Annotated in this window: 23 protein-coding genes and 1 tRNA gene; 10 read left to right on the top strand and 14 right to left on the bottom strand. The window is 55.1% G+C overall.

Translation table 11 applies throughout. The features are described from left to right. Positions 1 to 54 precede the first annotated feature (54 nt). Positions 55 to 1,251, top strand: a complete 1,197-nt coding sequence (locus IT895_RS08960) for a toxic anion resistance protein (protein ID WP_085918594.1) — start codon at positions 55 to 57, stop codon at positions 1,249 to 1,251. A 15-nt stretch (positions 1,252 to 1,266) separates the two neighbouring features. Here the strand turns inward: IT895_RS08960 and IT895_RS08955 are convergent, their stop codons facing one another. Next, positions 1,267 to 1,554 (bottom strand): conserved coiled coil protein, encoded by a 288-nt coding sequence (locus IT895_RS08955; protein ID WP_085918595.1) that lies wholly within the window; start codon positions 1,552 to 1,554, stop codon positions 1,267 to 1,269. A 79-nt stretch (positions 1,555 to 1,633) separates the two neighbouring features. Then, entirely contained in the window at positions 1,634 to 3,271 is a 1,638-nt protein-coding gene (locus IT895_RS08950; RefSeq protein WP_199285298.1) for a BCCT family transporter, read from the bottom strand. 153 nt (positions 3,272 to 3,424) lie between these two features. On the opposite strand from IT895_RS08950, the gene IT895_RS08945 reads away from it, so the two are divergent. Together IT895_RS08945 and IT895_RS08940 are read left to right on the top strand one after the other, a co-directional pair. After that, positions 3,425 to 4,165 carry a dienelactone hydrolase family protein gene (locus IT895_RS08945; protein ID WP_199285297.1) on the top strand — a complete coding sequence of 247 codons (741 nt, stop codon included), beginning with the start codon at positions 3,425 to 3,427 and terminating at the stop codon, positions 4,163 to 4,165. Between the two features lie 305 nt (positions 4,166 to 4,470). Further along, positions 4,471 to 5,856 carry an FAD-binding oxidoreductase gene (locus IT895_RS08940; protein ID WP_199285296.1) on the top strand — a complete coding sequence of 462 codons (1,386 nt, stop codon included), beginning with the start codon at positions 4,471 to 4,473 and terminating at the stop codon, positions 5,854 to 5,856. 193 nt (positions 5,857 to 6,049) lie between these two features. Here IT895_RS08940 and IT895_RS08935 read toward each other — a convergent pair whose 3' ends face one another. Next, positions 6,050 to 7,255 carry a GGDEF domain-containing protein gene (locus tag IT895_RS08935; protein ID WP_233337405.1) on the bottom strand — a complete coding sequence of 402 codons (1,206 nt, stop codon included), beginning with the start codon at positions 7,253 to 7,255 and terminating at the stop codon, positions 6,050 to 6,052. Positions 7,256 to 7,484: 229 nt separating this feature from the next. On the opposite strand from IT895_RS08935, the gene IT895_RS08930 reads away from it, so the two are divergent. After that, the gene (locus IT895_RS08930; protein WP_199285295.1) at positions 7,485 to 8,516 is read left to right on the top strand and encodes a sodium:calcium antiporter; all 1,032 of its coding nucleotides are present in this window, start codon (positions 7,485 to 7,487) and stop codon (positions 8,514 to 8,516) included. A 79-nt stretch (positions 8,517 to 8,595) separates the two neighbouring features. Here IT895_RS08930 and IT895_RS08925 read toward each other — a convergent pair whose 3' ends face one another. The 3 genes from IT895_RS08925 to IT895_RS08915 form a co-directional block, all read right to left on the bottom strand. Beyond that, positions 8,596 to 9,255, bottom strand: a complete 660-nt coding sequence (locus IT895_RS08925) for a metallophosphoesterase (protein ID WP_085918600.1) — start codon at positions 9,253 to 9,255, stop codon at positions 8,596 to 8,598. 381 nt (positions 9,256 to 9,636) lie between these two features. Next, positions 9,637 to 9,727: transfer RNA gene (locus IT895_RS08920), tRNA-Ser, on the bottom strand. 48 nt (positions 9,728 to 9,775) lie between these two features. After that, complete coding sequence (locus IT895_RS08915) at positions 9,776 to 11,482, bottom strand: potassium/proton antiporter (RefSeq protein ID WP_199285294.1); 1,707 nt, start codon at positions 11,480 to 11,482, stop codon at positions 9,776 to 9,778. A gap of 222 nt (positions 11,483 to 11,704) precedes the next feature. Between IT895_RS08915 and IT895_RS08910 the strand changes: the two genes are divergently transcribed. Both IT895_RS08910 and IT895_RS08905 read left to right on the top strand, forming a co-directional pair. Next, on the top strand, positions 11,705 to 12,772 hold the full coding sequence (locus tag IT895_RS08910) for an ABC transporter substrate-binding protein (protein ID WP_233337404.1): 1,068 nt from the start codon (positions 11,705 to 11,707) through the stop codon (positions 12,770 to 12,772). A 38-nt stretch (positions 12,773 to 12,810) separates the two neighbouring features. Further along, positions 12,811 to 13,665 (top strand): GIY-YIG nuclease family protein, encoded by an 855-nt coding sequence (locus IT895_RS08905; RefSeq protein WP_233337403.1) that lies wholly within the window; start codon positions 12,811 to 12,813, stop codon positions 13,663 to 13,665. Here IT895_RS08905 and IT895_RS08900 read toward each other — a convergent pair. From IT895_RS08900 to IT895_RS08890, 3 genes are all read right to left on the bottom strand, one after another. Continuing rightward, a complete protein-coding gene (locus IT895_RS08900; protein ID WP_199285293.1) occupies positions 13,660 to 14,478 on the bottom strand; it encodes an alpha/beta fold hydrolase in 819 nt (272 codons plus the stop codon). The two genes, IT895_RS08905 and IT895_RS08900, sit on opposite strands and share 6 nt — an antisense overlap. Positions 14,479 to 14,505: 27 nt before the next feature. Next, complete coding sequence (locus IT895_RS08895; RefSeq protein ID WP_199285292.1) at positions 14,506 to 15,174, bottom strand: 7-cyano-7-deazaguanine/7-aminomethyl-7-deazaguanine transporter; 669 nt, start codon at positions 15,172 to 15,174, stop codon at positions 14,506 to 14,508. Positions 15,175 to 15,297: 123 nt separating this feature from the next. Further along, positions 15,298 to 17,211: a propionyl-CoA synthetase gene (locus IT895_RS08890; protein WP_199285291.1), complete on the bottom strand. Its 1,914-nt coding sequence runs from the start codon at positions 17,209 to 17,211 to the stop codon at positions 15,298 to 15,300. 288 nt (positions 17,212 to 17,499) lie between these two features. On the opposite strand from IT895_RS08890, the gene IT895_RS08885 reads away from it, so the two are divergent. Continuing rightward, complete coding sequence (locus IT895_RS08885; RefSeq protein WP_085918606.1) at positions 17,500 to 17,817, top strand: ArsR/SmtB family transcription factor; 318 nt, start codon at positions 17,500 to 17,502, stop codon at positions 17,815 to 17,817. Positions 17,818 to 17,837: 20 nt separating this feature from the next. Here the strand turns inward: IT895_RS08885 and sohB are convergent, their stop codons facing one another. Further along, positions 17,838 to 18,869 carry a protease SohB gene (sohB, locus tag IT895_RS08880; protein ID WP_085918607.1) on the bottom strand — a complete coding sequence of 344 codons (1,032 nt, stop codon included), beginning with the start codon at positions 18,867 to 18,869 and terminating at the stop codon, positions 17,838 to 17,840. Between the two features lie 188 nt (positions 18,870 to 19,057). Between sohB and IT895_RS08875 the strand changes: the two genes are divergently transcribed. Then, complete coding sequence (locus tag IT895_RS08875; protein WP_085918608.1) at positions 19,058 to 19,369, top strand: SCP2 sterol-binding domain-containing protein; 312 nt, start codon at positions 19,058 to 19,060, stop codon at positions 19,367 to 19,369. Between the two features lie 21 nt (positions 19,370 to 19,390). Here the strand turns inward: IT895_RS08875 and nudC are convergent, their stop codons facing one another. The 4 genes from nudC to IT895_RS08855 all read right to left on the bottom strand — a co-directional run bounded on the left by nudC (position 19,391) and on the right by IT895_RS08855 (position 22,177). Continuing rightward, positions 19,391 to 20,173 (bottom strand): NAD(+) diphosphatase, encoded by a 783-nt coding sequence (nudC, locus tag IT895_RS08870; RefSeq protein WP_085918609.1) that lies wholly within the window; start codon positions 20,171 to 20,173, stop codon positions 19,391 to 19,393. Then, on the bottom strand, positions 20,166 to 20,897 hold the full coding sequence (gene dnaQ / locus IT895_RS08865; RefSeq protein WP_085918610.1) for a DNA polymerase III subunit epsilon: 732 nt from the start codon (positions 20,895 to 20,897) through the stop codon (positions 20,166 to 20,168). Before dnaQ ends, nudC begins: the two co-directional genes overlap by 8 nt. A 9-nt stretch (positions 20,898 to 20,906) precedes the next feature. After that, the gene (gene rnhA, locus IT895_RS08860; RefSeq protein ID WP_199285290.1) at positions 20,907 to 21,368 is read right to left on the bottom strand and encodes a ribonuclease HI; all 462 of its coding nucleotides are present in this window, start codon (positions 21,366 to 21,368) and stop codon (positions 20,907 to 20,909) included. Positions 21,369 to 21,430: 62 nt separating this feature from the next. Continuing rightward, positions 21,431 to 22,177: a methyltransferase domain-containing protein gene (locus IT895_RS08855; protein ID WP_199285289.1), complete on the bottom strand. Its 747-nt coding sequence runs from the start codon at positions 22,175 to 22,177 to the stop codon at positions 21,431 to 21,433. 98 nt (positions 22,178 to 22,275) lie between these two features. Here IT895_RS08855 and gloB point away from each other — a divergent pair, with 98 nt between their 5' ends. Next, positions 22,276 to 23,043 carry a hydroxyacylglutathione hydrolase gene (gene gloB, locus IT895_RS08850; protein WP_085918612.1) on the top strand — a complete coding sequence of 256 codons (768 nt, stop codon included), beginning with the start codon at positions 22,276 to 22,278 and terminating at the stop codon, positions 23,041 to 23,043. A gap of 26 nt (positions 23,044 to 23,069) precedes the next feature. Beyond that, a complete protein-coding gene (locus tag IT895_RS08845) occupies positions 23,070 to 24,284 on the top strand; it encodes a transglycosylase SLT domain-containing protein (protein ID WP_085918613.1) in 1,215 nt (404 codons plus the stop codon). Positions 24,285 to 24,293: the final 9 nt, after the last annotated feature.

Below are 24,293 nucleotides of genomic sequence, written 5' to 3'. Positions count from 1 at the left end.
ACGTTTTACGACGGTCTTTTGATCACTTAGTTTTTTTATCCTCTGGAGACGCTCATGACTCAGCCATCGGATGACCAACCTCGCCTGTCCCTGCCACCGGTGGACGAGATCGCCAGCCAATTGGGGGCGCGCCAGGACGAGTCAGTTGAGCCTGACAAGCAGGATATCGACCCCGAACTCGCGTCCCTGGCTGACCGTTTTATCGAGGACATTCTAGCCGAAGGCGACGAGGCATCAGCGGTTCGCCAGCGCCGCGCCGTGGACGAAATGGGCCTGGAGCTTCAGCAGCAGGCCGCCCATCGCAGTGCCATGCTGCAAACACCGCTCCGCAAGCTGGCCCACCAGGGCGACGAAGGTGGGCCGGTTGCCAAGGCGCTAAGTGACCTTCGGGGGCGGATGGAAGGCCTCGACCCCGCCCGTCATCGCCTGGCGCCCAGCGCACTGGATCGCGTGATGGCGATCATTCCCGGCGTCGACAGCCGCCTGCAGCGCTACTTCCGCAAGTTCGAGAATGCCCAGCAGGCCCTGGACGCGATCATCGAGGAGCTGGAAGGCGGTCGCGACATGCTACATCGTGACAACCTCACTCTTAGCGATGACCAGAAGGCGCTCAATGACATCCTCAGTGAGCTGAACCGCCAGATCACGCTGGGTCGCTTGATCGATCAGCGCCTTCAGGATGATGTCGCTGACCGTGACGTGAATGACCCACGGCGTCAATTTATCGAAGAGGAGCTGCTCTTTCCGCTTCGTCAACGCATTGTCGATCTTCAGCAACAGTTGGCGGTGAGCCAGCAGGGTGTACTGGCGCTGGAAGTCATCATCCGCAACAACCGGGAGTTGATGCGCGGTGTGGACCGGGCCATCAACGTGACCGTCTCGGCCCTTACCGTTGCAGTGACGGTCGCCATGGCCATGGCCAATCAGCGTCTGGTGCTGGACCGCATCGAATCCCTAAATTCCACCACATCGCAGATGATCGGCGGAACCGCCAAGGCACTACGCCAGCAGGGCGTGGACATCCAGAAGCGGGCCTCCTCGGCGATGCTCGACATGCAGGTGCTCGAAGAGGCGTTTGGCGAGGTGATGGGCGCAATCGACGACCTTTCAACCTACCGTCAGGAAGCCCTGCCCCGCCTGGATGAGCAGATCGACCGCCTCGCCGCTTTGTCAGAGCAGGGAAGTGCGTCTATCGAACGACTACGCGAAGGCAATGAGGCGCAACCGCAGGACGGTCGTGCCTCCAACTAATGGGGCTAGCGCCGGCTACTTGAAACGAGAGGAGGCGTCCCGGAAAGCTTTGCGCATCAATTCCCAGGAATCGTCCATGCCCTGGCGAACGGTATCCCAGGCCTCTTCACTGGCATGGCGCAGTTCCTCGAGCCTTTGCTGAGTCTCCGCCTGGCGCTTCTTGAGTCGCTCAATGTCTTCGTGGTATTTGACCCTGGCCTCATCACTGGCCTGACGGGCCTGAGCGGTTAGTTTGTCGATTTCAGCATTCCACTCATCAAGCCTGGCTTTCATTTCCTCGATGAATTCATCGCGTTGACTCATTGCCATTCTCCCCTTGCGGTAATGGATCCGGAAAATGCTGTCTCAAGTTTCCTAGAATCTTTTGATCTTCGAAAGGGGCTTAGGTTCTCCCCTTCTCGCTCGCTGATAACTCCTCAGGTTTGGGTGGATCACCAACCTTCACCGCCCCAAGGTCTTCGTGGGACAACCCACGGAACAACGCGAACATCATGGCAAACACCAGAATGAACATTGGCAGACCGACAACGGTAATCACCTCCTGCAATGCCGTCAGCCCTGCATCGCCGGCAAGCACAATGAGCATTGCCGCCAGCATGCCTTCAGAGACCCCCCAGAATACGCGCTGATGCCAAGGGCCAGGGTCAGGGCTGCCGGTACATAGCATGTCGACCACCAGGGACGCGGAGTCTGATGACGTGGCAAAGAAGATGGCAACGATGACGACCGCCAGACCCTGAATCAATGTAGCGGCCGGGAAATTCTCGAAAAACGCAAACATGGCGAGTGGAATGCTTTCGCCGACGGCAGCAGACAAGACACCGGCCTGCTCGCCCATTGCTTCCCGGGCCTCGGGCCCGATTCCGTCAATCTCCATCGCCGACCAGCCAAAGATCGCAAACCAGATCAACGTGAAAATGGAGGGCGCGAACAGCACCCCAAGCACGAACTCGCGGATGGTCCGCCCGCGGGAAATCCGTGCCACGAAGATCCCTATGAACGGCGACCAGGTGACTGTCCAGGCCCAGTAGAATACGGTCCAACTGCCCTGCCATCCCCAGCCACTGCCATCATCGTTGGTATAGGTCGCCAGGGTGTCATTCCAGAACGCCATGGGCAGCAGGTTCGATATATAGAGCCCAAATGTCTCGACAACGGCACGTAAAAGGAAAACGGTAGAGCCTGTAAAGAGCACAAACATCATCAGGCCAACGGCCATACCGATATTGATATTGGAAAGCCGTTTTACACCTGAATCCAGCCCTGCCACGATCGAACCGACAGCAACGCTTGTCAGAATGGCAATGATCAGCACCTTGGGCATCACTGCATCAGGAATACCGAACAACTCCGTTAACCCCGCACTGATCTGCTGAGTCCCCAGGCCAATGGAGACTGCCACGCCAAAAAGGGTACCGAGAATGGCAAAGATATCGAGGGATTTACCGACGGAACCGTAAATGCGCTCGCCAATCAATGGGTAGAAAACCGAGCTAAAACGCATCGGCAGATTGAAACGATAGATAAAGTAGGCGAAAGCAAGGCCCGGCATGGCGAAGATCGCCCAGGTATGCAGCCCCAGGTGATAGATCGAAAAGCTCATGGCATCGTCAGCGGCCTCTACAGAGAAGGGTTCAACACCCGGCCTTGGTGGCGTCGTAAAATGGGAAATAGGCTCCGCTACGCCCCAGAACATCAACACCGTGCCGATACCTCCCGCAAACAGCATGGCGAACCAGGAGATATTGCTATAAGCCGGTTTGGCATCATTGCCACCCAGGCGGATTGCCCCATAACGGCTGATCGCCACCCAAAGCAGGAAGGCCACCCAACTCGTCACCCCGAAAATAAAGAACCAGCCAAGATTGGTGACGATCCACTCCCGTCCGGCGCCGAAGGCATCGCCTATGGGGCCCGGCGCAATTAAAATCACTACCAAGAAAAGGATCATGATCCCTGCGGAGGTGAAAAATATAGTGGGATCCGTCCTGAGGCCGAGCTTACGCGCAAGTGCATCCATTATTGTTACTCCTATCGCCTTTCCGACAACATAGGAGTTTTACGTCGATCACGCCAAGTTACGAGGATGACAAGCCTTTATTCGGCTAGATTTATCTGTGTAATATTCGACTGTGACAACAACCACTCGCTATCGACAAGCCGGAGCTTATTCATGTCTCGTGCTATCGAAATTCCCGCCACCGACGGCACCATCGACGCTCATATCTTCACGCCCGGGAATGCCGTAGGCCCCTTTCCGGCCGTTATTCTGTTCACGGATATCGGCGGTTTGCGGCCCTGCTATCACGAGAAAGCCCAGCAGGTCGCCAACAATGGCTATGCCGTGTTGATGCCTAACGTCTACTACCGTGATGCGCAAGGCTCTGTCGTGCCGGAGAGCAAATCCTTTCGTGACCCGGACGTAAGGCCAACGCTATTAGCGTATGCCGGTCACCTCACGCCCGAGGCACAGTCCCGTGACTTCATTGCCCTTCTGAACGGCATTGATAACGAGGCCGAATTTGCTGACGGCAAGATGGCGGCGGTCGGCTATTGCATGACTGGGGCGTTTGCGCTTCGCATGGCAGCTGAACACCCCGACCGCGTTGCAGCGGCGGCCGGTTTCCATTCGGCCCGGCTGGCGGAAGCAGACGACCCGAACAGTCCGATACACGTGGTCGGCAATATTCAGGGGCACGTCTATTTTGGACATGCCGACCAGGACGAGCTTTTGCCTCCGGAGCAGATCGCCTGCATGGACGCTGCGCTAGCCGCCGCTGGCGTGCACTTCACCACCGAACTCTACAAAGGCGCAGCCCACGGCTTCACGGCCAAGGACGCCCCTTCTTTTAATGCAACCGCCTATGAACTGCATCTCAAGCGACTGGCCTTGCTCCTGGAAGAAACACTGTAGCTTACCGCTCGTTTCATCAACTGCTCTACTCACTATATGGGCCGAGAGTTACCGAAAACGAACGGCGATAACTACTTGCCAGAGATCCAGTCGCTATGAGACTAGGATTCTCCATGAGTCCATCGAATAAATAAACGCGATTGTTAACAGTCTGACCTACACTATGATGATCCACTGACGAAATGCCAATCAAAGGGTCGCTGTGAGGATTGGGGGCGAATCGCCAGCCGATTTGTTTTCTTCCATTCTCCGCCCGACGCTCTTTCCATGCGTCCCTGCCTCGGGCACACGCAACGGTGGTCGTCATGAACCATATTTCTCAAACCGCAATAGAGGCGTTTAAGGCCGATTTCTCGGGAAGTGTGATGCTTCCGGATGATGTGCAATACGAAGAAACGCGACAGATCTGGAATGCCATGATCGACCGCAGGCCTTCCATGATTGCCCGCTGCTCTTCACCTGAGGATATTGTCCAATCCCTGAACTTCGTGCGCGCCAACGACTTGCCCTTTTCCATACGTGGCGGTGGTCACAACATTGCAGGCAATTCTGTCTGTGACAATGGTGTGATGATCGACCTCTCATTAATGAAGGGCGTACTCATAGATCAGAAGCTTCATCGCGGATATGTTGAGCCTGGTTGCACCCTCGCAGATTTCGATGCCTCTGCCCAGGCGTATGGCCTTGCCACCCCGCTGGGCATTAACTCCACCACGGGTGTGGCCGGCCTGACCCTGGGAGGTGGTTTCGGTTGGCTCAGCCGTAAGTACGGCATGACCATCGACAACCTGCTCGGTATGGACGTGATTACTGCCGATGGCCAACAGTTGCACACCAGTGAAACGGAAAACGCCGACCTTTTCTGGGGACTTCGCGGTGGAGGCGGTAACTTCGGTATCGTGACGCGTTTCGAGTACCAGCTGCATCCCGTAGGCCCGAATGTGCTGTGCGGTCTCATCGTCTTTCCCTTCGATCAGGCGAAATCGGTCATCACGCAGTTCGCCCGTTTTACGGAAACGATGCCTGATGAACTCAACGTGTGGATGGTGACCCGCAAGGCACCTCCCTTGCCCTTCCTGCCCGAGACTGTCCACGGGAAAGAGATTGTCGCACTGGCCATTTGCTACACAGGCGATCCTGCTGAAGGCGAGAAACACATCGAACCGCTGCGTGGGTTCGGTACCGCCCATGGTGAGCATATCGGCGTACAGCCATATACCGATTGGCAACAGGCGTTCGATCCACTGTTAACCTCAGGCGCCCGCAACTACTGGAAGTCGCATAATTTCTCGTCGCTTGGCGAAGGGGCGGTCGATGCCATCATCGAATACGCCGGCACTCTACCGTCTTCACAGTGCGAGATATTTATTGCCACGTTAGGCGGCCAAACGGGCCGGGCCCAATCCGAAGCGATGGCCTACTCGAGCCGCGACGCCAACTACGTGCTAAACGTGCATGCCCGTTGGGAGACGGCTGCCGAGGACGAGCGCTGCATCGACTGGGCGCGTGAATTCTTTACCCGCACCCAGCCCTATGCCAGTGATGGCGCCTACATCAACTTCCTGACCGATGATGAAACCGACCGCATTGCCTTCGCCTATGGCGCGAGCTACGAGCGACTGGTGGAGCTCAAGAAGAAGTTTGATCCGACAAACCTCTTCCGCGTCAACCAAAACATCCTACCGGCCTGAATGCCGCTTGCGTGATGAAGCTTCGTTTTGGGTACGTTTTCCGCAAAACCCCGTATTAGCAAGCGCCCTTATTCAGGGCGCTTTCAGCTGCTTGCAGGAACCTTGGTGGTTAATCTTACCGGTGGCACGCCAAACGAAAATGCCCACTTCATATATTTGGCTGCCGCCATCTTCGGCGTTGTGGAAGGAGTGGTTACCGGATTATTCGCGGGTTGTCGTACATTACCACCCGGTTCCTGCCTTGACGTTTGCCGCTGTAAAGCATCTGATCAGCTCGCGTGATCAGCGTCTCAAGATCAACGTCCTGGGTGTGCGCTATCGCTATGCCGATCGTAACGCTTGGGCATAGTTTTTCCATTTCTTTTTGTAATGGCAGATCTGCGACCTGTTTTCTAAGTCGTTCTGCCACCATTTGCGCGTCTTCAGGACTGATATTAGGAAGGGCCACCACAAATTCTTCCCCTCCGAAGCGCCCTATCACATCCGTAGGGCGCAGAGATTGAACACAGACCTCGGCAATCTTGGTCAAAATCCAATCCCCATGGCGATGGCCCCAGGTGTCGTTGATGACTTTGAAGTGGTCCACATCAATCATGAAAAAGCCGAACGGCACCTTTTCCAGTTGTGAGTGCTGCAATAGTTTTTCGGCCAAATTCATGAAATGACCGCGGTTATTTAATCCTGTCAGAGCATCCCGCTCTGCCACTTCGCGCAGCTGCGTTTCCAGTGATTTTCGGCGAACGATTTCCTCATGCAACTGCTGATTCTGACCACGTTCTTCGTGAAGCAACGCAAATTGCTTACGTTGTAGGCTCTCAATACGCAGCAATGCACAGAACCCCACCACGTTGGCCATAATCAACAGCAGCGCTATGCGAAGCATTGTCATTGGGCCAAGCGCCGCAAACAGCACTGCAAAGACCAAAAACCCAATATTCAAATAGAGGCTGGCAAGCGCCGCTACCGTCAGGAGGTTGGGAATCAAAAGATAAAAAGCCATCGTGGCTACCACTACCGCTGTTACCTGAGTGGGAAGGCTTTCGGGGCGTAATGGCACAATCAAAATGATACCCGTCGCCAGTAGCCATAGCGGCAAAGCATGCAGCCAGACTTTTCTCGAATAGCCGCCCCAGCGCCCGATAATGAAGGCCAGCATAAGGCAGAAGCTCACCACCCCGATACGCATAGCGAGCAGCAAATAAAACTCTCTGGTGATGCCCAGAAGGTAATAATCCGAAATGGCAAACATGCCGAAGATCAACGCGGCCACAATCAAGTAAAGGCAGGATTCAAACCGCACCCTCGACTCAATGGACTGGCGATACATTGACTCACTGCCACCGCCACAGAACTGACCGGTCAACCAATGCACCTGGTAGTGCGTTTTTAGTGACGACAAGGTCCCATACTCCCCGAGTAAAACGGCGATTTTTCTAGAATTTAGCCAGCGAAGCTGACTTCACCGATCGTTAGCTGAGGTAATATCGCATGCCCCACAGCTTAATGTTTTTTTATCGATCCTGAATACTGTTGGTGAGGCACTTATTGCTTGAACTCATGCTTTCTAATGAGCCAGTGTTAAACATTCTCGGCATGACACAGCGATATGCCCTAACGAGGGAAACTGAATGTTCACATTGCTCAATGATATTTCGCTTCTGGCCGCGTTTGCCCTCTTCGGTTTTTGCGCAGTTGTCATTGGTATCGTGGGTACCCGACTCACTCGAGTGGTTGATAGCCTCGCTGATCGCACTGGCTTAGGTGAAGCGATTGCGGGAGCTGTTTTGCTTGGAATGGCTACCTCGCTATCAGGCATTGTGGTATCGGTCTCTTCTGCCTGGACTGATAAACCCGAACTGGCAATGAGTAATGCGCTAGGCGGTATCGCCGTCCAGACGCTATTTTTAACGATCGCCGACATGGTATATCGACGTGCCAATCTCGAACACGCGGCAGCCTCTCTTGGTAACCTGATTCAGGGGGCATTACTTTTGTGCCTTCTCAGCCTGTTGCTGGTGGGGCGTTTCGCGCCTGAGTGGACTTTCTGGCAGATACATCCGATCACACCGTTATTATTTATTGCTTACCTATTTGGTCTAAGGCTGATTAAAAATGCTCACACACGGCCGATGTGGTCCCCGACAAGAACCCGCGAGACGCGTGAGGACCAGCCCGATGAGCCGTCTGGAAAAATTACGCTCAAGCGGCTATGGCTCATTTTCCTGGGTCTCGCGCTTGCAATAGGCTTCACCGGCTGGTTGCTGGAACGTAGCGCGACGATTATTGCTGCCGAAACAGGGCTTAGCCAAGCCGCCGTCGGTGTCCTGCTCACATCAGTCGTCACATCGTTACCCGAGCTTGTAACGACGATTGCAGCGGTGCGACGGGGAGCGCTAACGCTCGCAGTGGCTGGGATTATCGGTGGTAATGCGTTTGATACATTGTTTGCCGCCGCATCAGATGTAGCTTATCGGGGCGGCTCCATTTATCACGTCATCCCCAATCATGTGATGTTATGGGTTGCCCTTACGGTATTGATGACGGGGGTGCTCATGTTGGGCCTTCTGCATCGACAAGAGCAAGGGCCGGGCCGTATTGGATTTGAAAGCATGGCAATAATCGGCCTTTATTTGACGGGAATCATCATACTATTCAACTAGCGGTGCGAAAGAGATCATCCCCGCGAAACTACCGTTTAGAACGCACTAGCCCTACTGGGTGGCCGACATTCGCTCCCGTTCATGCCAACACCTCCCGGGCATTGATCAACGTCAATCGCCCGGTTTGGAAAGCGCCGGTGTCGATATAGAACACATTACCCAACCACGTCGGTCGCTCGATGATCGTATGCCCGACCACCACCGCATCGATGCCAGTCACCGGCGTTTTTTCCATACGCTTGATACGGGAACGCCCCCACACGATTTGTTCTTTTTCGGCAGGGCCTGCATCTTCAATCATTGACCAGTCAGCGGGCGACTCCGCGTGAACGATGCCTATCTGCTGCCCCATCACCTCCACCTGGCGTGCATAGGGCAGATACTTCAACGCCTTGAGGAGTAATCTGTGCACTTCGGTCCGGTTCTCTTTGTTCGCCCAAGTACCGCCGTTGATCATCCAAAGACTTTCAGCGTTTCCCCCCCTTTCTAGAGCCTCCAATGCCAGCATTTCGTGATTGCCGCGCACGCCGAAAAACCAAGGCTCGAAGGGTAGCGATAGACACTTCAATGAATCAGCGCCGCGGTCTATCAAGTCACCCACGCAAAACAGGCGATCCTTGGTCTTATCAAAATCAACCTGCGCCATGGACTCCAGCAGCAAGTCGTATTGCCCATGGATATCGCTGACAATGAAGTCCCTGCCCGTCATGTTCTGGTCGTGCTTTTGAATCAAGCGCATGGTGATAGCTCCTGGTTGCGACAGGGTGCTAAAGGAAGCCAGAAGGACAGTAGGTGAACCACCCACTAGGAAGCAGTCAGGTCTTTAGCGGCATCCAAAACATAACGCAGCGGTGCGCAGACGTCATTCTATTGGGCCTAAGGCCGCATGAATGAGCTTCTCAAGATGATCTGGTCACGTATCAACGTTGATAACGCCCCACCTCACCTGAAAGGTGAAAACAACAAGAGCGCCAAGCGCCGACGGAGGTTGCTAAACAACCGTAGACACGATCTGGACCAAGTAAAGGACCTGTGCATTTAGTAGAAGGGGTATTGAACAAGAAACGAAGGGACTAGAAACGCAAAAAAGCCCCGTAAAAACGGGGCTTTAATATAGAGGTGGCGGAGGGACAGGGATTCGAACCCTGGAAAGGCTATTAACCTTTGCCGGTTTTCAAGACCGGTGCATTCAACCGCTCTGCCATCCCTCCGGCTTACGGATGCATATACTACCAGCTTTTCCTTGGAAGTCAACGCCTTTAGTACAACCTTAGCCCGACACGGGTGATTTTTCCGCCTTGCATATCGCTGACAACCCAATGGATGCCATGCCAGTCCACATCGTCACCTACCACAGGGTGACCGCCTACGCGGAGCGATACAAACTCGGCCAGGGTCATGTCCTTCTCACCTGGGCTCAAGGTCAGACCATAAGCCTGGGCAATATCTTGCATTTGGGCGCTGCCATCCAGGGTAAAGGTACCGAAAAAGGCACGCTCCCTTTTTAACTTTGAATCACCGTTAAACAGACGGTTGAGCGCATTCAGGTCTTCCGAACGGCCGATTACGCAAATTACATCGCCCAGCTTGAGTCGGGTGCTGCCTTTCGGGTGCAGCATGGCATGTTCACGGAATAGCGCCGAGATAAGTGCACCGGAGGGAAAGCGCAGAAGACGGATGGGCACGTCTTCAAGGTCTTTGTTGTCAACTGAGTAGACGAACATCTCGTAGTCGTTTTCCGGCAATATACCCAGCGGACCGCGTCGATCAGGCGTGGTACCCGTCGGCACCTCCACCTTTAGCCAGCGAGCCATGACAGTCAGTGAGCCACCCTGGATCAGAAGCGACATAAGCACCACCGCGAAGGCCACATTGAAGTAGAGCGAGGCGTTTTCCACACCGTCGATCAAGGGGAAAATGGCCAGCACGATCGGCACCGCGCCGCGCAGACCCACCCAGGCAATAAACCACGTTTCCCGCCAGCGAAACTTGAAAAACGGTTTGATGGTAATCAACACGGCCAGCGGGCGGGCAATGAAAATCAGGGCCAGCGCTACCAAGGCGGCGGGAAGCGCGACGTCCCAGAGCTCGCTGGGCGTTACCAGAAGCCCCAACACCAGGAAAAGACCGATTTGACTCAACCACGCTAGGCCATCGTGAACGGGCAGGATAAAGTTGAGATGGCGGCCCGGCTGGTTGCCGATCATCAAGCCCGCCAGGTAGATCGCCAAGAAGCCACTGCCGCCGAGTACACTGGTGAGGCCAAAAACACTAAAGCCCAGGGCAAGCGCTAGCATGGCGTAGAGGCCCGGGGCCAGGTCCAGCCAGCGCAACAGCTTGGCACTCAGCCAGCCGCCGCCAAGTCCCACCACCAGGCCAATACCGAATTGGGTAATAAAAAACAGCAGTGTCTCAATGGGACCGCCGATATCACCAACCAACAATTCGACCAACATCAAGGTCAGGAAAATCGCCATCGGGTCGTTGGTACCCGATTCGATTTCAAGCGTGGCCCCTACCCGCTCATTGAGATTGACACCTCGTCCGCTTAGCATTGAAAACACCGCGGCGGCATCGGTGGAGCCTACAATGGCACCCACCAGCAACCCCTCGGCGAGCGATAGATCAAACACCAGCATGGCGATGCCACCGACAATGGCACTGGTGATAAAGACCCCGAAGGTGGCAAGTGAAAGCGCCGGCTTGAAGCCGACGCGGAAAGTTTTCAGGCGTGTGCGCAGGCCACCATCCAGTAGAATCATCGCCAGCGCTAAATGGCCGATGGTGAACGCCATGTAATAGTCATCGAACTGGAGCCCTAACAGTCCTTCTTCACCGGCGACCATCCCCAGCGCAAGGAAGATCAGGAGCAGGGGAACCCCCATCATCGAGGAAAGACGACTCGCCAGAATACTGAGCGCCATCAAGGAACCGCCGACCAAGAAAAACGTGTAGATTGCGTCCATGACTCTCCGTCTCTTCTCTAAGCACGCTGATTATCGCATGCCAGCGTTGAATTTACTGCGCCTCATGGACTGACAAGGCGTAATTGAAGGCTGGTCAGATGCTTAGCGTGCCAGATACACTTTGCTTTCTGTTACTGGGAGTGATTGATGATGCTGACCCGTTTGTGTCGCACTTGGTATGTTTTGCTGTCTATAAAGGTCGTTTTATTATTCGTAAGTTCAATGACATACGCAAATGAGTCGGATGCTCAGAAGACGAACAGTGACAGCCAGCTCGAACTTAACAGCAGCGTCGAGGTTCCCCCCGCCTGGTGGACGCCCGATGCCGAACCAGAGGAGCCCCAACAGGAGGCGCCTACCAACGCCGTCACCCCAGCGCCTCCCCTTGAGCCACCACCCCTTGAACAGGTCAGCATCATGCTGGACTGGTTTTTGAGCCCGAAGCACGCAGGGCTCATCGTGGCTCAGCAACGTGGCTTGTTTACCGCCCAAGGCATGAAGGTTGAGCTCCAGACACCGGCAGACCCAAGCGTCGGACTGAAGCTATTAGCGGCCGATGAAATCGATTTTGCCTTAAGTCGCCAGCCTTCACTGCATCTCTACGTGCATGATGGAGCTCCTATCGTACGTATCGCCACGCTGATCGAAACACCGCTAAGCGCAGTGGTCGTGGCAGGTGAGATTGAAGATCCCATCAAGGATAAACTTGCAAGGATGCGCTACGGCTACACAAGCCGCGAAGGTCTTGACCTGTTCATCCCTTATTTGATCCCCAAGGCACTCACCCAGGCTGGCAATGTCGCGCCTCCGGTTAATCTGCATTTTGACATTCGCCGTGCTTTCGCTGAGGAGCAGGTCGATGCGGTCATCGATGCGCCCTTTCATTCATTACCTGAACAACTGGCGAATGAAGGCATCAATACGCAGGTTATACGCCACAGTGCCCTGGATATTCCGCGCTACGACGGCTTGATACTGTTGGCCAACCGAGACGGTACCGCCCGTCGTGCCAAGACCTGGTCTCACATTGTCAGGGCCATTGAAGACGCGCATTACTGGATATTGGAAAACCCCGATGCCGCCTGGGAGTTACTGATCAGTGCCGAACCGGTGCTTGATAACCCCATTAATGCAGCAAATTGGCAAGACCTCCTCAGGCGTATCGCGTTGTCACCTGGTGCGGTGGATAACCGCCGCTATCAGGCCTTTGAACAATTTCTTTTACAGCAAGGCCTCAGCGATGAGCTTTTGCCAGTGTCACGCCTGGCCATCGATCCCCATACCCTCTAGTCGGGGGCTGTTAATCACCGACCAAACGGCAAACGCAATTGGATGAAACCCGGGGTCGTCAACGACCGGCACGGATTGATCAGGACATGCTCGACCAGCTACCGCCCAGGCCTGGAGTGTATCTGTTTTATGGCCATAACCGGCTACCGCTTTACGTCGGCAAGAGTATCCGCCTACGCGACCGCGTGCGCGACCATTTTCGGCGAGCCCGCCACGATCATAAAGCGATGCGAATGGTCGAGCAGATACAGCATATAGAATGGGAAGAGACAGCTGGCGACCTGGGTGCCCAGCTACGGGAAGCCCAACTGGTCAAGTCCCTGCTACCAATCATGAACCGTCAATTACGCAAGCAGCGCAACCTGACCACCTGGCATTGGCCAGAGGGGACGACACAGCCACAATTGCTCAGCGGCACGGCGCTTAATCAACCGACAACGGGAGGATTCTTCGGTCTTTACCGAAATGCTTCCAGTGCCAAGGAGGCCTTACGTGGGCTAGCCGAAACGCATCAGCTTTGCCCGCAGGTGCTGGGCCTGGAAGCGGGTAAAGGCCGCTGTTTTGCCAGCCAGGTAGGAAAGTGCCGGGGCGCCTGTTGCGGTAACGAAACAATCAGCGACCACACACAGCGCGCGCAGACAGCGTTGCAGCCCCTACAGGTCAACACCTGGCCGTGGCCGGGGCGGATTGTCATCAAGGAATCCCCACCGGAGCACAAGGCAGTGGCCTGGCACGTGGTAAATCAGTGGTGCTACCTGGGAAGTGCCGCCACTTTAGCCGCCGCCAAGAAGCTGGATGCCGAGTCAGCCAGCTTCGATATCGACAGCTATCGGATCCTGCAGCGTTTCTTACGTGAACCTGATGAGTATGGCCTATCTATCAAGGCTCTATGAGTTGACTGAAGAAGTTTGCGCTGTCAAAAATGCGTCAACTGATTGCTGGAAAGCCACAGGCTGATCGGCATGCAGCCAGTGCCCGGCTTGTTTTAGCGTCACGACACGTGCGGCGGGAAGTATCTCACGCAGCGCAGGCAGCATGGCGTCGCTCACGTAGGGCGACTCATCGCCGCGTAGTACCAGCGTCGGTCCGTTGTAAGGCGCCTCCCCCGACGGCAAACCGATGATTGCCTCGTAATCCTGGCGGATGTAATCCAACCCAACGCGCAGTTTGAGCCCACCTTGATCGCCTCGCACCAGATTAGTGGCAAGAAACAGCCGGGTCGGCCGGGAATCGACGTGTTCAGCAAGCAGTTCATCCGCTTCGCGGCGATTAGCGGGCTGCCCTTCCCTCACCCGCTCGAGCGCGGCAAAGACATCATCATGGCCATGCTGGTAAGCCACTGGGGCAATGTCCGCCACCACCAGTGAGGCAACGCGATCCGGGTGTTGACGGGCCAGGCTGATTGCCACCTTGCCGCCCATGGAATGCCCCACCAGATGAACCTGCGATAATCCGAGCTTGTCGAGCAAGGCGACGACATCGGCGCTCATTTGGGCGTAGTTCATTCCCTCGACATGAGGCGAACGGCCGTGGTTTCGTAGGTCAACCGCAATCACCCGGCGCGAGCTTTGCCATACCTTGAGATGCGAGCGCCAGTTGTCGGCGCTGCCGAGAAGACCGTGAATGACGACCATCGGAGTCGCATCGGCGTGCTCTTCCGAGGGCTGGTCAAGGTAGTGTAAATCTATCGGCATGGCGTCATTCATCGTGGCTCCTCGTCGGTTGATGGGCTATCAGGCCGGTCGCGGCGCGACGTCAGTCTGATCGGTCCAGACCACCAGCCGACGCGTTAACCAGGATAGCAACAGGCCATACAGTGGCAGGAAAAACAGCAGGCTGATGGCAAGCTTTATGGCGTAATCGACGGCAGCAATTTCCACCCAATGGGTGGCCATGAAGGGATCCGGGCTCTGGTAAAAGGCGACCGAAAAAAATGCAAAGGTATCGGCCAGGTTGCCCAGCACGGTAGAAAACACCGGCGCGACCCACCATACCCACTGTCGCAAACGATCAAACACCTGCACATCCAATAACTGCCCAATAACGTAAGCCAAAAAGCTTGCCAGTGCGATACGCGCGACAAATAGATTGCCTTCGCTCAATGCGCCCAGACCTGCGAAATCGCCCTGCGGAAACACCACGGAGATCACATACGAAACGACCAGCGCAGGCAGCATGACGCGCAGAACAATCGCTCGCGCAGGCCCTTTGCCAAACAGCCTGACGGTCAAGTCAGTGGCCAAAAAGATAAACGGAAAGCTAAAGGCGCCCCAGGTGGTATGAAAACCGAACAGGCTGAAAGGAAGCTGAACCAGATAGTTACTGGCGGCGATGATACCTATGTGAAACGCTACCATGACGGCGAGGCAACGGCGGTGCTGAGCGTCGTTTAAAACAAACATGCGGCTAGCCTTTTTGTGTAACGAGGGGTTAGGGAACCCTCAATGTATTGCGCACCCAGTGCGGCGAGAGGCGCATTATACGCCTTCTCGACCGCATTAAAAGTGGGCGGCGGTCAGCAAAGGCTAGGTGTGAGGTGGCGTTTCGTTCGCGCGACCGATCCGGTGATCGCACATGGCGCGATGCACATCATCGACGCTGGTGGGATCATCGATAGTGGAAGGAATGCCCACCTCCTGGCCATCGGCCAGGTTGCGCAGCAACTTCCGCAAGATTTTTCCGGAGCGTGTCTTGGGCAGCCGGTCGACGACAATGACTTGCTTGAAACAGGCCACCGGGCCAATTTGCTCGCGTACACGCGCAATCAATGCTGCTTCGAGTGCTTCTTCACCTTCAGTGTAACCATCCTTGGGAATCACCAGGCCAACAGGCAACTGCCCTTTTAGATCATCATGGACACCAATGACCGCGCATTCGGCGACCGACGGATGACCGCCCACGACTTCTTCCATCTCGCCGGTAGAAAGCCGGTGGCCTGCCACATTAATCACATCGTCGGTACGCCCCATGATGAACAGGTAACCCTGCTCATCAAAAAAGCCGCCATCTCCGGTCAGGTAATAGCCCGGAAATGCTGCCATATAGGCAGAGTGAAAGCGCTTTGGATCTCCCCAAACACCGGTTAAACAACCCGGGGGCATCGGCTGCTTGATCACAACGCTGCCCTGTTCCATGGGGGCTGCTTGCTCGCCATCCCGATTCAACACCTGCACATTAAAGCCAGGAACAGGTACGGTCGCCGACCCGGCCTTGGTGGGCATGGGTTCGATACCCGGCAGATTGGCGGCAATGGGCCAGCCGGTTTCAGTTTGCCACCAGTGGTCGATAACCGGTACGTCGAGCAGATCGTCAAGCCAGTGATAGGTCGGCGGATCAAGCCGCTCACCGGCAACGTAAAGATGCTTGAGACAGCTGATGTCGTACTTTGACAGCCACTGTGCATCCGGGTCTTCCTTTTTAATCGCACGAAAGGCCGTAGGTGCACTAAAGAAACTGGTGACGTTATATTTTTCGATTAGACGCCAAAAACTCCCAGCATCGGGCGTCTTGACCGGCTTGCCCTCATAAAGAACCGTGCTGCATCCGTGTAACAGTGGGCCATAGACGATATAGGAATGGCCGACGACCCAGCCAACGTCTGACGCGGTAAAGAACACATCGCCCGGCGCCAGGGCATAAATCGCCTCCATCGAGTAAGCAAGCGCCACGGCATAGCCAGCGGTGTCGCGCACAATGCCTTTGGGTTTTCCCGTGGTGCCTGAGGTATACAGCACATAAAGCGGGTCGGTGCCCTTTACCGGTACGCAGTCGGCCGGGGTCGCCTGGCTGACAAGGGCCTCCCAGTCGTATTCCCGTTCGTTGAACTCGACGTCACACTCCGCGCGGACTTTGATAATGCAGGCATCGGGCTGATGCGGACTTAAGGCCAGGGCCTGGTCGATGATCGGCTTGTAGGCCACTACCTTGCCACCCTCGATACCGCAGGAGGCAGCAACAACGACTTTCGGTGCGGCGTCTTCGATGCGTGCGGCCAGTTCGTGGGGAGCGAAACCACCAAATACAACGGAATGAATCGCGCCCAGTCGGGCGCAGGCGTACATGGCGACCACCGCCTCCGGAATCATCGGCATATAGATGACCACCCGGTCGCCTTTTACAACGCCTAACTGTTGAAGGCCGCCGGCAAATGCCGCTACCCGATCCCGTAACTGACGGTAAGTAATGGTCTGCTCGGTTTGCGTCACTGGCGAATCCCAGAAAATGGCGGCCTGCTCTCCTCGCCCCTGATCCACATGGTAGTCCAGGGCCGCGTGGCAAAGGTTCATCTCACCGTCGGCAAACCACCGCGCGTGCTGTTGTTCATCGTAGGACAGTACCGTCGTGGGCGGCATCATCCAGGGAATCCGCTTGGCCTGCTCGGCCCAAAACTGTTCTGGTTGCTCAATAGATTGCTGGTAAAGCTGCGGGTAGCGGCGCATGGGAACACCTATCGTTATTGTGATTGGGGAAGGCTCTCAGGATTGTTGACACTTTATGCATTAAGCCGATGCTTTTCTCTAAGACCATGGGCTACAAGTGGGAGATAATTCGCGGAATGGGTTTCATTGTCGACAAAATGCGTTGATTACCATTGATAAACCGTTAAACAACAACTTGGACAAACCACGCTAATTTACTGATCATTAAATAATCAGACACTACATCGCGGCCATGCCTTCAACAACCTATAACAACGCTACCTTTCAAAGGTAGACCAGGAGATCCCCATGTCGGCTTCCAAGAGTGCTGCACGCCTGCTTAATCATAACGGTCACGCCATCGAGGCGGGAACCAACCTGTTGAAAGCATTGGCCAATGAGAAACGGTTGCAGATTTTGTGCTTGCTCGCAGGTAAGGAACTTTCGGTAACACAGATTAATCAGCAGCTGGCACTGAGTCAGTCCGCGCTTTCGCAGCATTTGGCAATTTTACGGCGTGACCAACTGGTGAATACCCGGCGGGAATCACAAACGATTTATTATTCGCTCAGCAGTGATAGCGCCAAGGCCATCATCATGACCTTGGCAGACCATTTTGCTGCTTGATAGGCAGCAGCAAATCGTACTTAACGACGATGCCAACCTGTGGCTTCCAGCATGCTTAGTCCTTTAAGCACGGCATTTTCTACGCCGCTGGCCATCGCCAGGCCAAACTTGCGGCCAACTGTCTTGGGGGGCTCGAGTTTTACCCGATAAACGTGGGCTTTTGCGATACGCTCCATCAAATACGCTTCGCTGGTGCCGACACTATCGACCAGCTTGCGATCCAATGCTTCACTGCCGTACCAGATCTCCCCCGTCGCCAAGGCATCGATATCCATATCGGGGCGACGCTCGCCAACGTAACGCTTGAATAATTGATGCGTATTCTCAAGATCTTCGAGGAATTTTTCACGCCCTTCGTCGGTATTTTCACCCAACAGGGTCAATGTTCGCTTGTATTTACCGGCGGTTAAAAGCTCAACGTCGACATCGTGGCGCTTGAGCAAGCGATGGATGTTAGGAATCTGAGCGACCACGCCAATTGACCCCACCACGGCAAAAGGCGCTGCTTTAATATGATGCGCGGTACACGCCATCAGGTAGCCGCCACTCGCCGCCACCTTGTCCACGCACACAGTCGTCGTAAGCCCTGCCTCTCTCAAACGATCCAACTGGGCAGCAGCTAGACCATAGGCGTGAACCAGCCCACCGGGCGACTCAAGACAGATCACCACTTCATCATCAGGTTTGGCGACCTCGATAAGCGCTGAGATTTCCTGGGCAAAATGCTCGGTGGCCGAGGCTTTCATATCGCCCTTGAATGTCAGCACCCACACATTGGGCGTCTCAGTTTCGCCCTTTTCTTTACGCCGATGCTTGTCCTCACGACGGAAAGTCTTGAGCAGCTTTTTGCGAATACCGGCAGGCGTCGCCGCGAGCCGCAGGCGACGAGCGCGGCTACGGCGACGCTCGTGCAGGGGTTCTACGTGCAGGGTTAAATCGCGCTCCCCTTCTGCCTTGGCACGTGCAATAAGCAATACACCGATGCCGATAACAGCGACGATAATGCAGGCTTGTACGATAAACGTACCTATCTCTACGACCCATTCGTTCACGTGCGTCTCCTTGATTGATGTGCATCAAGCTGCCACCGTTGACCGCTGCATGAAAACGGCGCTTGATATGAAACATATGTTTGAAATATTCTCTCGCCCCAAGGTGGCCAATGGTACGATGTCGCTTCACATTGCACGCCATTTCATCCCATTATTCATTCCATCTGGTTTTTTAACGGAACGCTATTATGTCAACCAACACCCTCGAAAAGTTGCAAGCTCGCTTTGACCCAAAAGCCGCTCAGGGGATGCATGAGATTTTCCAGTTTCATTTTTCTGATGCGGGCAGTCACTATCTGGATATCCAGGATGGCAACCTCGATATTCAAGAGGGTGAGCACGACGACCCGTCGGTCAGCCTGAGCATGAGCACCGATACGCTGAAAGGCATCATGAATGGTGACATCAATGGCATGACCGCATTCATGACCGGCAAACTCAAGGCAACGGGTAACGTGATGCTGGCCACCAAGTTGACGAGCCTCTTTCCCGGCGAATAAGCCGACGGCTCCCCACCCTTTTCATCGCCAATGGTTTAAATGGGTTTCGATCAGCTCGCGAGAGATCGAATAGGTCGGCGGTAGCGTAGGCAGTTGGCGGGGGGAAAACCACGCTGCATCACTGATTTCCACCCCGTCAATGCGAATCCGCCGTGTGGTCGCCTCGGCAAAAAAACCCAGCATTAGTGAATGGGGAAATGGCCACGCCTGGCTTTGGTAATAGCGTAACTGGCTTACGTGGACGCCCACCTCTTCAAAAATTTCTCGATGAACGGCCTCTTCAGCGGATTCTCCCGGTTCAATAAACCCCGCCAGAGTTGAATAGCGGCCAGGCGGAAAACGCGGGCTGCGTGCCAGCAGCATCGCCTCGCCACTGGTCACCAGCGTGATAATGCAGGGCGAGATGCGTGGGTAGTTACGGTGACCGCAGGCGTGGCAATGCATCGCAAATTCAGTGGAGAGCTTCGTTGCTTCTGCACCACAGCGACCACAAAAGCGATGATTTTCCAGCCACGCTCCCACTTGCAGGGCGGTGGATAACAGCGAATACCAGTGGGTCGGCAACTCACCCATCCATTGCCGCCCGTCTATCCATCCTTCGCCCGGCGATGAGGCTAACTGCAGCGCAACAGGCTCTTCCTCCCAGTAGCAAAGCGGCTGCATTTCTTGAGTCCACTTTTGCCAGGGGTGGAGAGGGGTCAATGCCTCGCGATCTAGTGTCGACTCGGCAGGCGCAAGACGACTGCGTGAAAGGTAAATAACACGCCCTTCCCGTGCTTCATGGGGTATTTCTCGTCTAAGCATTGCCCGGCATATCCTCGAACCAGCGAAGCTGGTGCGTTTCACATTTCGCCAAGTGCGCTTGCCGCTCTTCCTGGCTAGGCGCAATGACCCGAAGCTGTCCAGGCGATAATGACATGCGCTGAACCGACAGCCCCGCCTCGGACGGAGTATCGCTACGCTGCTCTTGGTTGACCTCAGCATCCAGCGTGAGCGCCGTCTGCCCACCGGTCATGGCAAGATAGACATCAGCCAGGATCTCGGCGTCCAGCAAGGCGCCGTGCAGTACGCGATGACCGTTATCGATATCATACCGCTTGCATAGCGCATCAAGACTGTTGCGCTGTCCCGGGTGCATCTTTCGGGCCATCACCAGGGTGTCAAGAATACGGCAATGATCACCGACAGGGCCGAGCGGTTGCCCACGACCCTTCAGCATTTTTAATTCGTGATCAATGAACCCCACATCGAAGGGGGCGTTATGAATGACCAACTCGGCCCCTTCTATAAAGGCCCAGAAATCGTCGGCAACCTGGGCAAACACCGGTTCGTTGGCAACTTTGGCATCATCAATCCCGTGTACAGCGACTACCTCAGCGTCGATGTGACGCTCGGGATTGATATATTGATGGTAGGTACGGCCGGTAAAACGCCGATTGACCATTTCCACGGCACCGATTTCTACCAGCCGATGACCTTCCCTGGGATCAATACCTGTGGTTTCCGTATCCAGAATGACTTGGCGCATCATGGTCTCCTATGCGTTTTGTACTGCTTCATCGATTGCCTGATTGGCAAGGGCATCAGCTCGTTCATTGCCGGGATGACCGCTATGCCCTTTTACCCAGTGCCACTCAACTTGATGACGCTGGGCTTCAGCATCAAGCTCTTTCCACAGTTCGGCATTTTTGACCGGCTGTTTAGCAGCGGTTTTCCATTGGCGTTTACGCCAGTTATGTATCCACTGCGTGATACCCTGACGGACGTATTGGGAATCCGTCCAGATCGCCACCTGACAAGGGGTATTCAATGTACGCAGTGCCATGATGGCCGCCATTAATTCCATGCGGTTATTGGTCGTTTGTGCTTCATACCCATAAAGGGTTTTCTCATGCTGCCCACTTGCCAGCACAACGCCCCATCCGCCGGGGCCGGGGTTCCCACGGCAGGCTCCATCGGTATACACGTTTACCCGGGGTAACCGTCCAGTGTCAGTCACGTTGTGTGCGTCCTTAAATCCATAATGTTTGAGCTTGGGGTCTGTAGACTGGATAACGGCGGTTAATGACCATGGGTACGCGTCGCCCCCAGGGAATTCGCGGCAACCGGCGCTTTCAGACCAAATTTAATGCGTTGTTTGGGTGCATGGCGTTGGCGGCGTTTGGCCAGCACCATGTAGCTTTCCCCCAGAGGACAGTTATAGCGCCGACCCAGTGACTCCCAGTGCTCGACGCAACGCCCTCCCGGCCAGCTTCTAAAGCAGCAGTAGTCTACTCGCTCCACCTCAAAGTCGACAAATGCCAGCCAGTCACCCATCCGGCTGGCCGTTCGCCATTGCCCGTTCCAGGGGTATTGCCCCTGGCGCTTGCGCCACTGTTTGACCACACCGCTGACCCCCATAGGGTTAAACCCGAACAGTACCAGTAGGCCACTATCTGAGGTAACGCGTGCGGCTTCTTGAAGCGCATGATGGGCATCCGGCAAATGCTCAAGCCAATGGTGAAGCACGACGACATCCAGACAGCTGTCCGGTAGTGCGAGCCTGTCGGGCGGACAAATTAACGTCTGGTCGCTGGAGGCGCTCGTGCGTGTAGGTGCCCACTGCAGGCGATGGGCAATGCCGGACATCGACATCAGTGCTGGCCCCATTCCCATCTCGAGGCTATGACCACCGGAACGGGAATCAACCAGGGGCCCGAGGCAGGCGCGTTGGGAATCCCACAATGATTTACCTGCCTCCGACTCCCAGTAGGTGCGGCTTGTAAATAGCGTGTGGGCGAGTGTCTCTGCCGCCGTTGAATTTGACATGTACCGCTCAACCCTCCACAGTAACTGCTTTTTGACGTCTTGCATCATGAAAAAGCTATTAATCATGAGCGCTAATCCATCGTTAAAGGATCTCGCCTATGCTGAGCGTGACACCGATTCCCGCCCTTAGCGACAACTATATTTGGCTGCTCCGACAGGATACCAGTCAAGAGGTGTGCGTGGTGGATCCTGGTGAAGCGTTGCCGGTTATCGAGTTTCTTGAACGCGAGTCGTTGTCACTCGGCACTGTCCTGGTCACTCATCATCATCCTGATCATACTGATGGGCTGGGAGAATTAATCAGGCGCTATGCCCCCCGGGTAATAGGCCCGGACAATCCCTCTATCGAGGGGGTCGACGAGCGGGTCAGTGATGGCGATGAAATTCGCGTCATGGGCCGCCTGTTCGAGGTCATCGAGACGCCTGGGCATACGTTAGACCATATCAGTTATTTTACACCAGGGATTCCCCCGTTATTGTTCTGCGGCGACACCCTGTTTTGTGCCGGTTGTGGCCGCCTTTTTGAAGGGACCCCTGAGCAGATGCACAAGGCATTGAAACGCTTTGCTGCCCTGCCGGAAGAAACATTTGTGTTTGCTGCTCACGAATACACGTTGGCCAACCTTCGCTTTGCCAGCGAAGCAGACCCGGAAAATGAAGACGTCAAACACGCCTTAACGGAGTGTGAGAAGGCACGGGCACTAGACCGCCCCACCTTACCCAGCACGATAGGACGCGAGCTGAAAATCAACCCCTACTTGCGTGTCGATACGGAAAGTGTCCGCGGCGCCGCAAGCAAGCAGGGCGCTATTGATAATGATCTCGCAACGTTCACCACTCTGCGTGAGTGGAAGAATCGTTTCTAAACGCTATCGCAACGACGTAAACCACTATGACCTATCGCACGATTCGCCAACGCCTTTTATTGGGCGCCGGCAGTACCGTGATCATGAGCCTGTTACTGGCAGCTGCCGCTAACTCTCAGGCATCCGCTATCCAATACGACCCTTCTCAGCGGTCTGCCTCCGATTCACGGAATGCCTCTGCGTCCGATCATCCCACAGCGTCTCATGTACATTTCTGGGAAGAGCTGATGCTGGAGCCTCAGGATGCCTGGAGCAAACTGCGTGACAGCTTCCAGTGGCGCGAGCAGTCACTGTCTGCCAAGGCACAGGCACGTGTCGATGAATGGATAGACCACTACCGCTCAAGCCCTGAAAATATTGCTGAAATCACCGGTCGTGCAAGTCCATGGCTTGCCTGGATCACTCAGCAGATAAGTGATCGCAACCTGCCGGGAGAATTAGCACTTATACCCTTCGTTGAAAGCTCTTTTGACCCCAATGCGCGAAGTCACCGGGGCGCTGCTGGTCTATGGCAATTTATGCCTGGCACCGGTGACGCTTTAGGGCTTGTACGCAACGGCCATTACGACGGCAGGCTCGACGTTGTCACCTCGACTAACGCCGCGCTGGACTACCTCGAAATGCAGGCCGACCAGTGGTATGAAGGGGACCTGCAGCTTTCTCTTGCCGCCTACAATGCAGGCGCCGGGACAGTCAATAAAGCCAAACAACGCGCCGAAAACCAAGGCTTGCAAGGCAGCTATTGGGATCTGAACCTGCCCCAGGAAACCATGCAATACCTGCCCAAGCTGCTTGCTATTGCCAAGATTATCGATGATCCGGAACGCTACAATGTCAGCTTGCCGGATATTCATACAGAGCCGGCCTTCGCCAAGGTAAAGCTCGAGCATTCGGTTACCCTGTCTGAAGCGTCAAAGTTGCTTCGGATAGATAAATCGGCGCTGGCTGAACTCAACCCCGGTCTCCTCAATGGTGCGCTCAACCCATCAAGTTCTCAAACGCTGCTGGTACCTGAAGACGTGGATCATGACGTTCTCGCAGAGCTGTCAAACGGTGCAAATGAGCGCCAGGCCATAGCCAGCGCCAATACGCCCGACACTTACCGCGTGGAAAGCGGCGATAGCCTATCAGTGATAGCGAGTCGCTATAATCTGAGCGCTCAAGAGTTGATGCGGTTAAATGAGATTGAACGTCCAGAAGCTTTACAAGCAGGCCAACTCCTGACACTTTCAGGACGTTGAGACTCATCG

Origin of the sequence: Halomonas sp. A40-4, assembly GCF_015767635.1 — a bacterium.
Lineage (GTDB): Bacteria > Pseudomonadota > Gammaproteobacteria > Pseudomonadales > Halomonadaceae > Vreelandella > Vreelandella janggokensis.
Note: the sequence above shows the minus strand (reverse complement) of the source record. Positions and strands in the feature narration are given on the sequence as shown.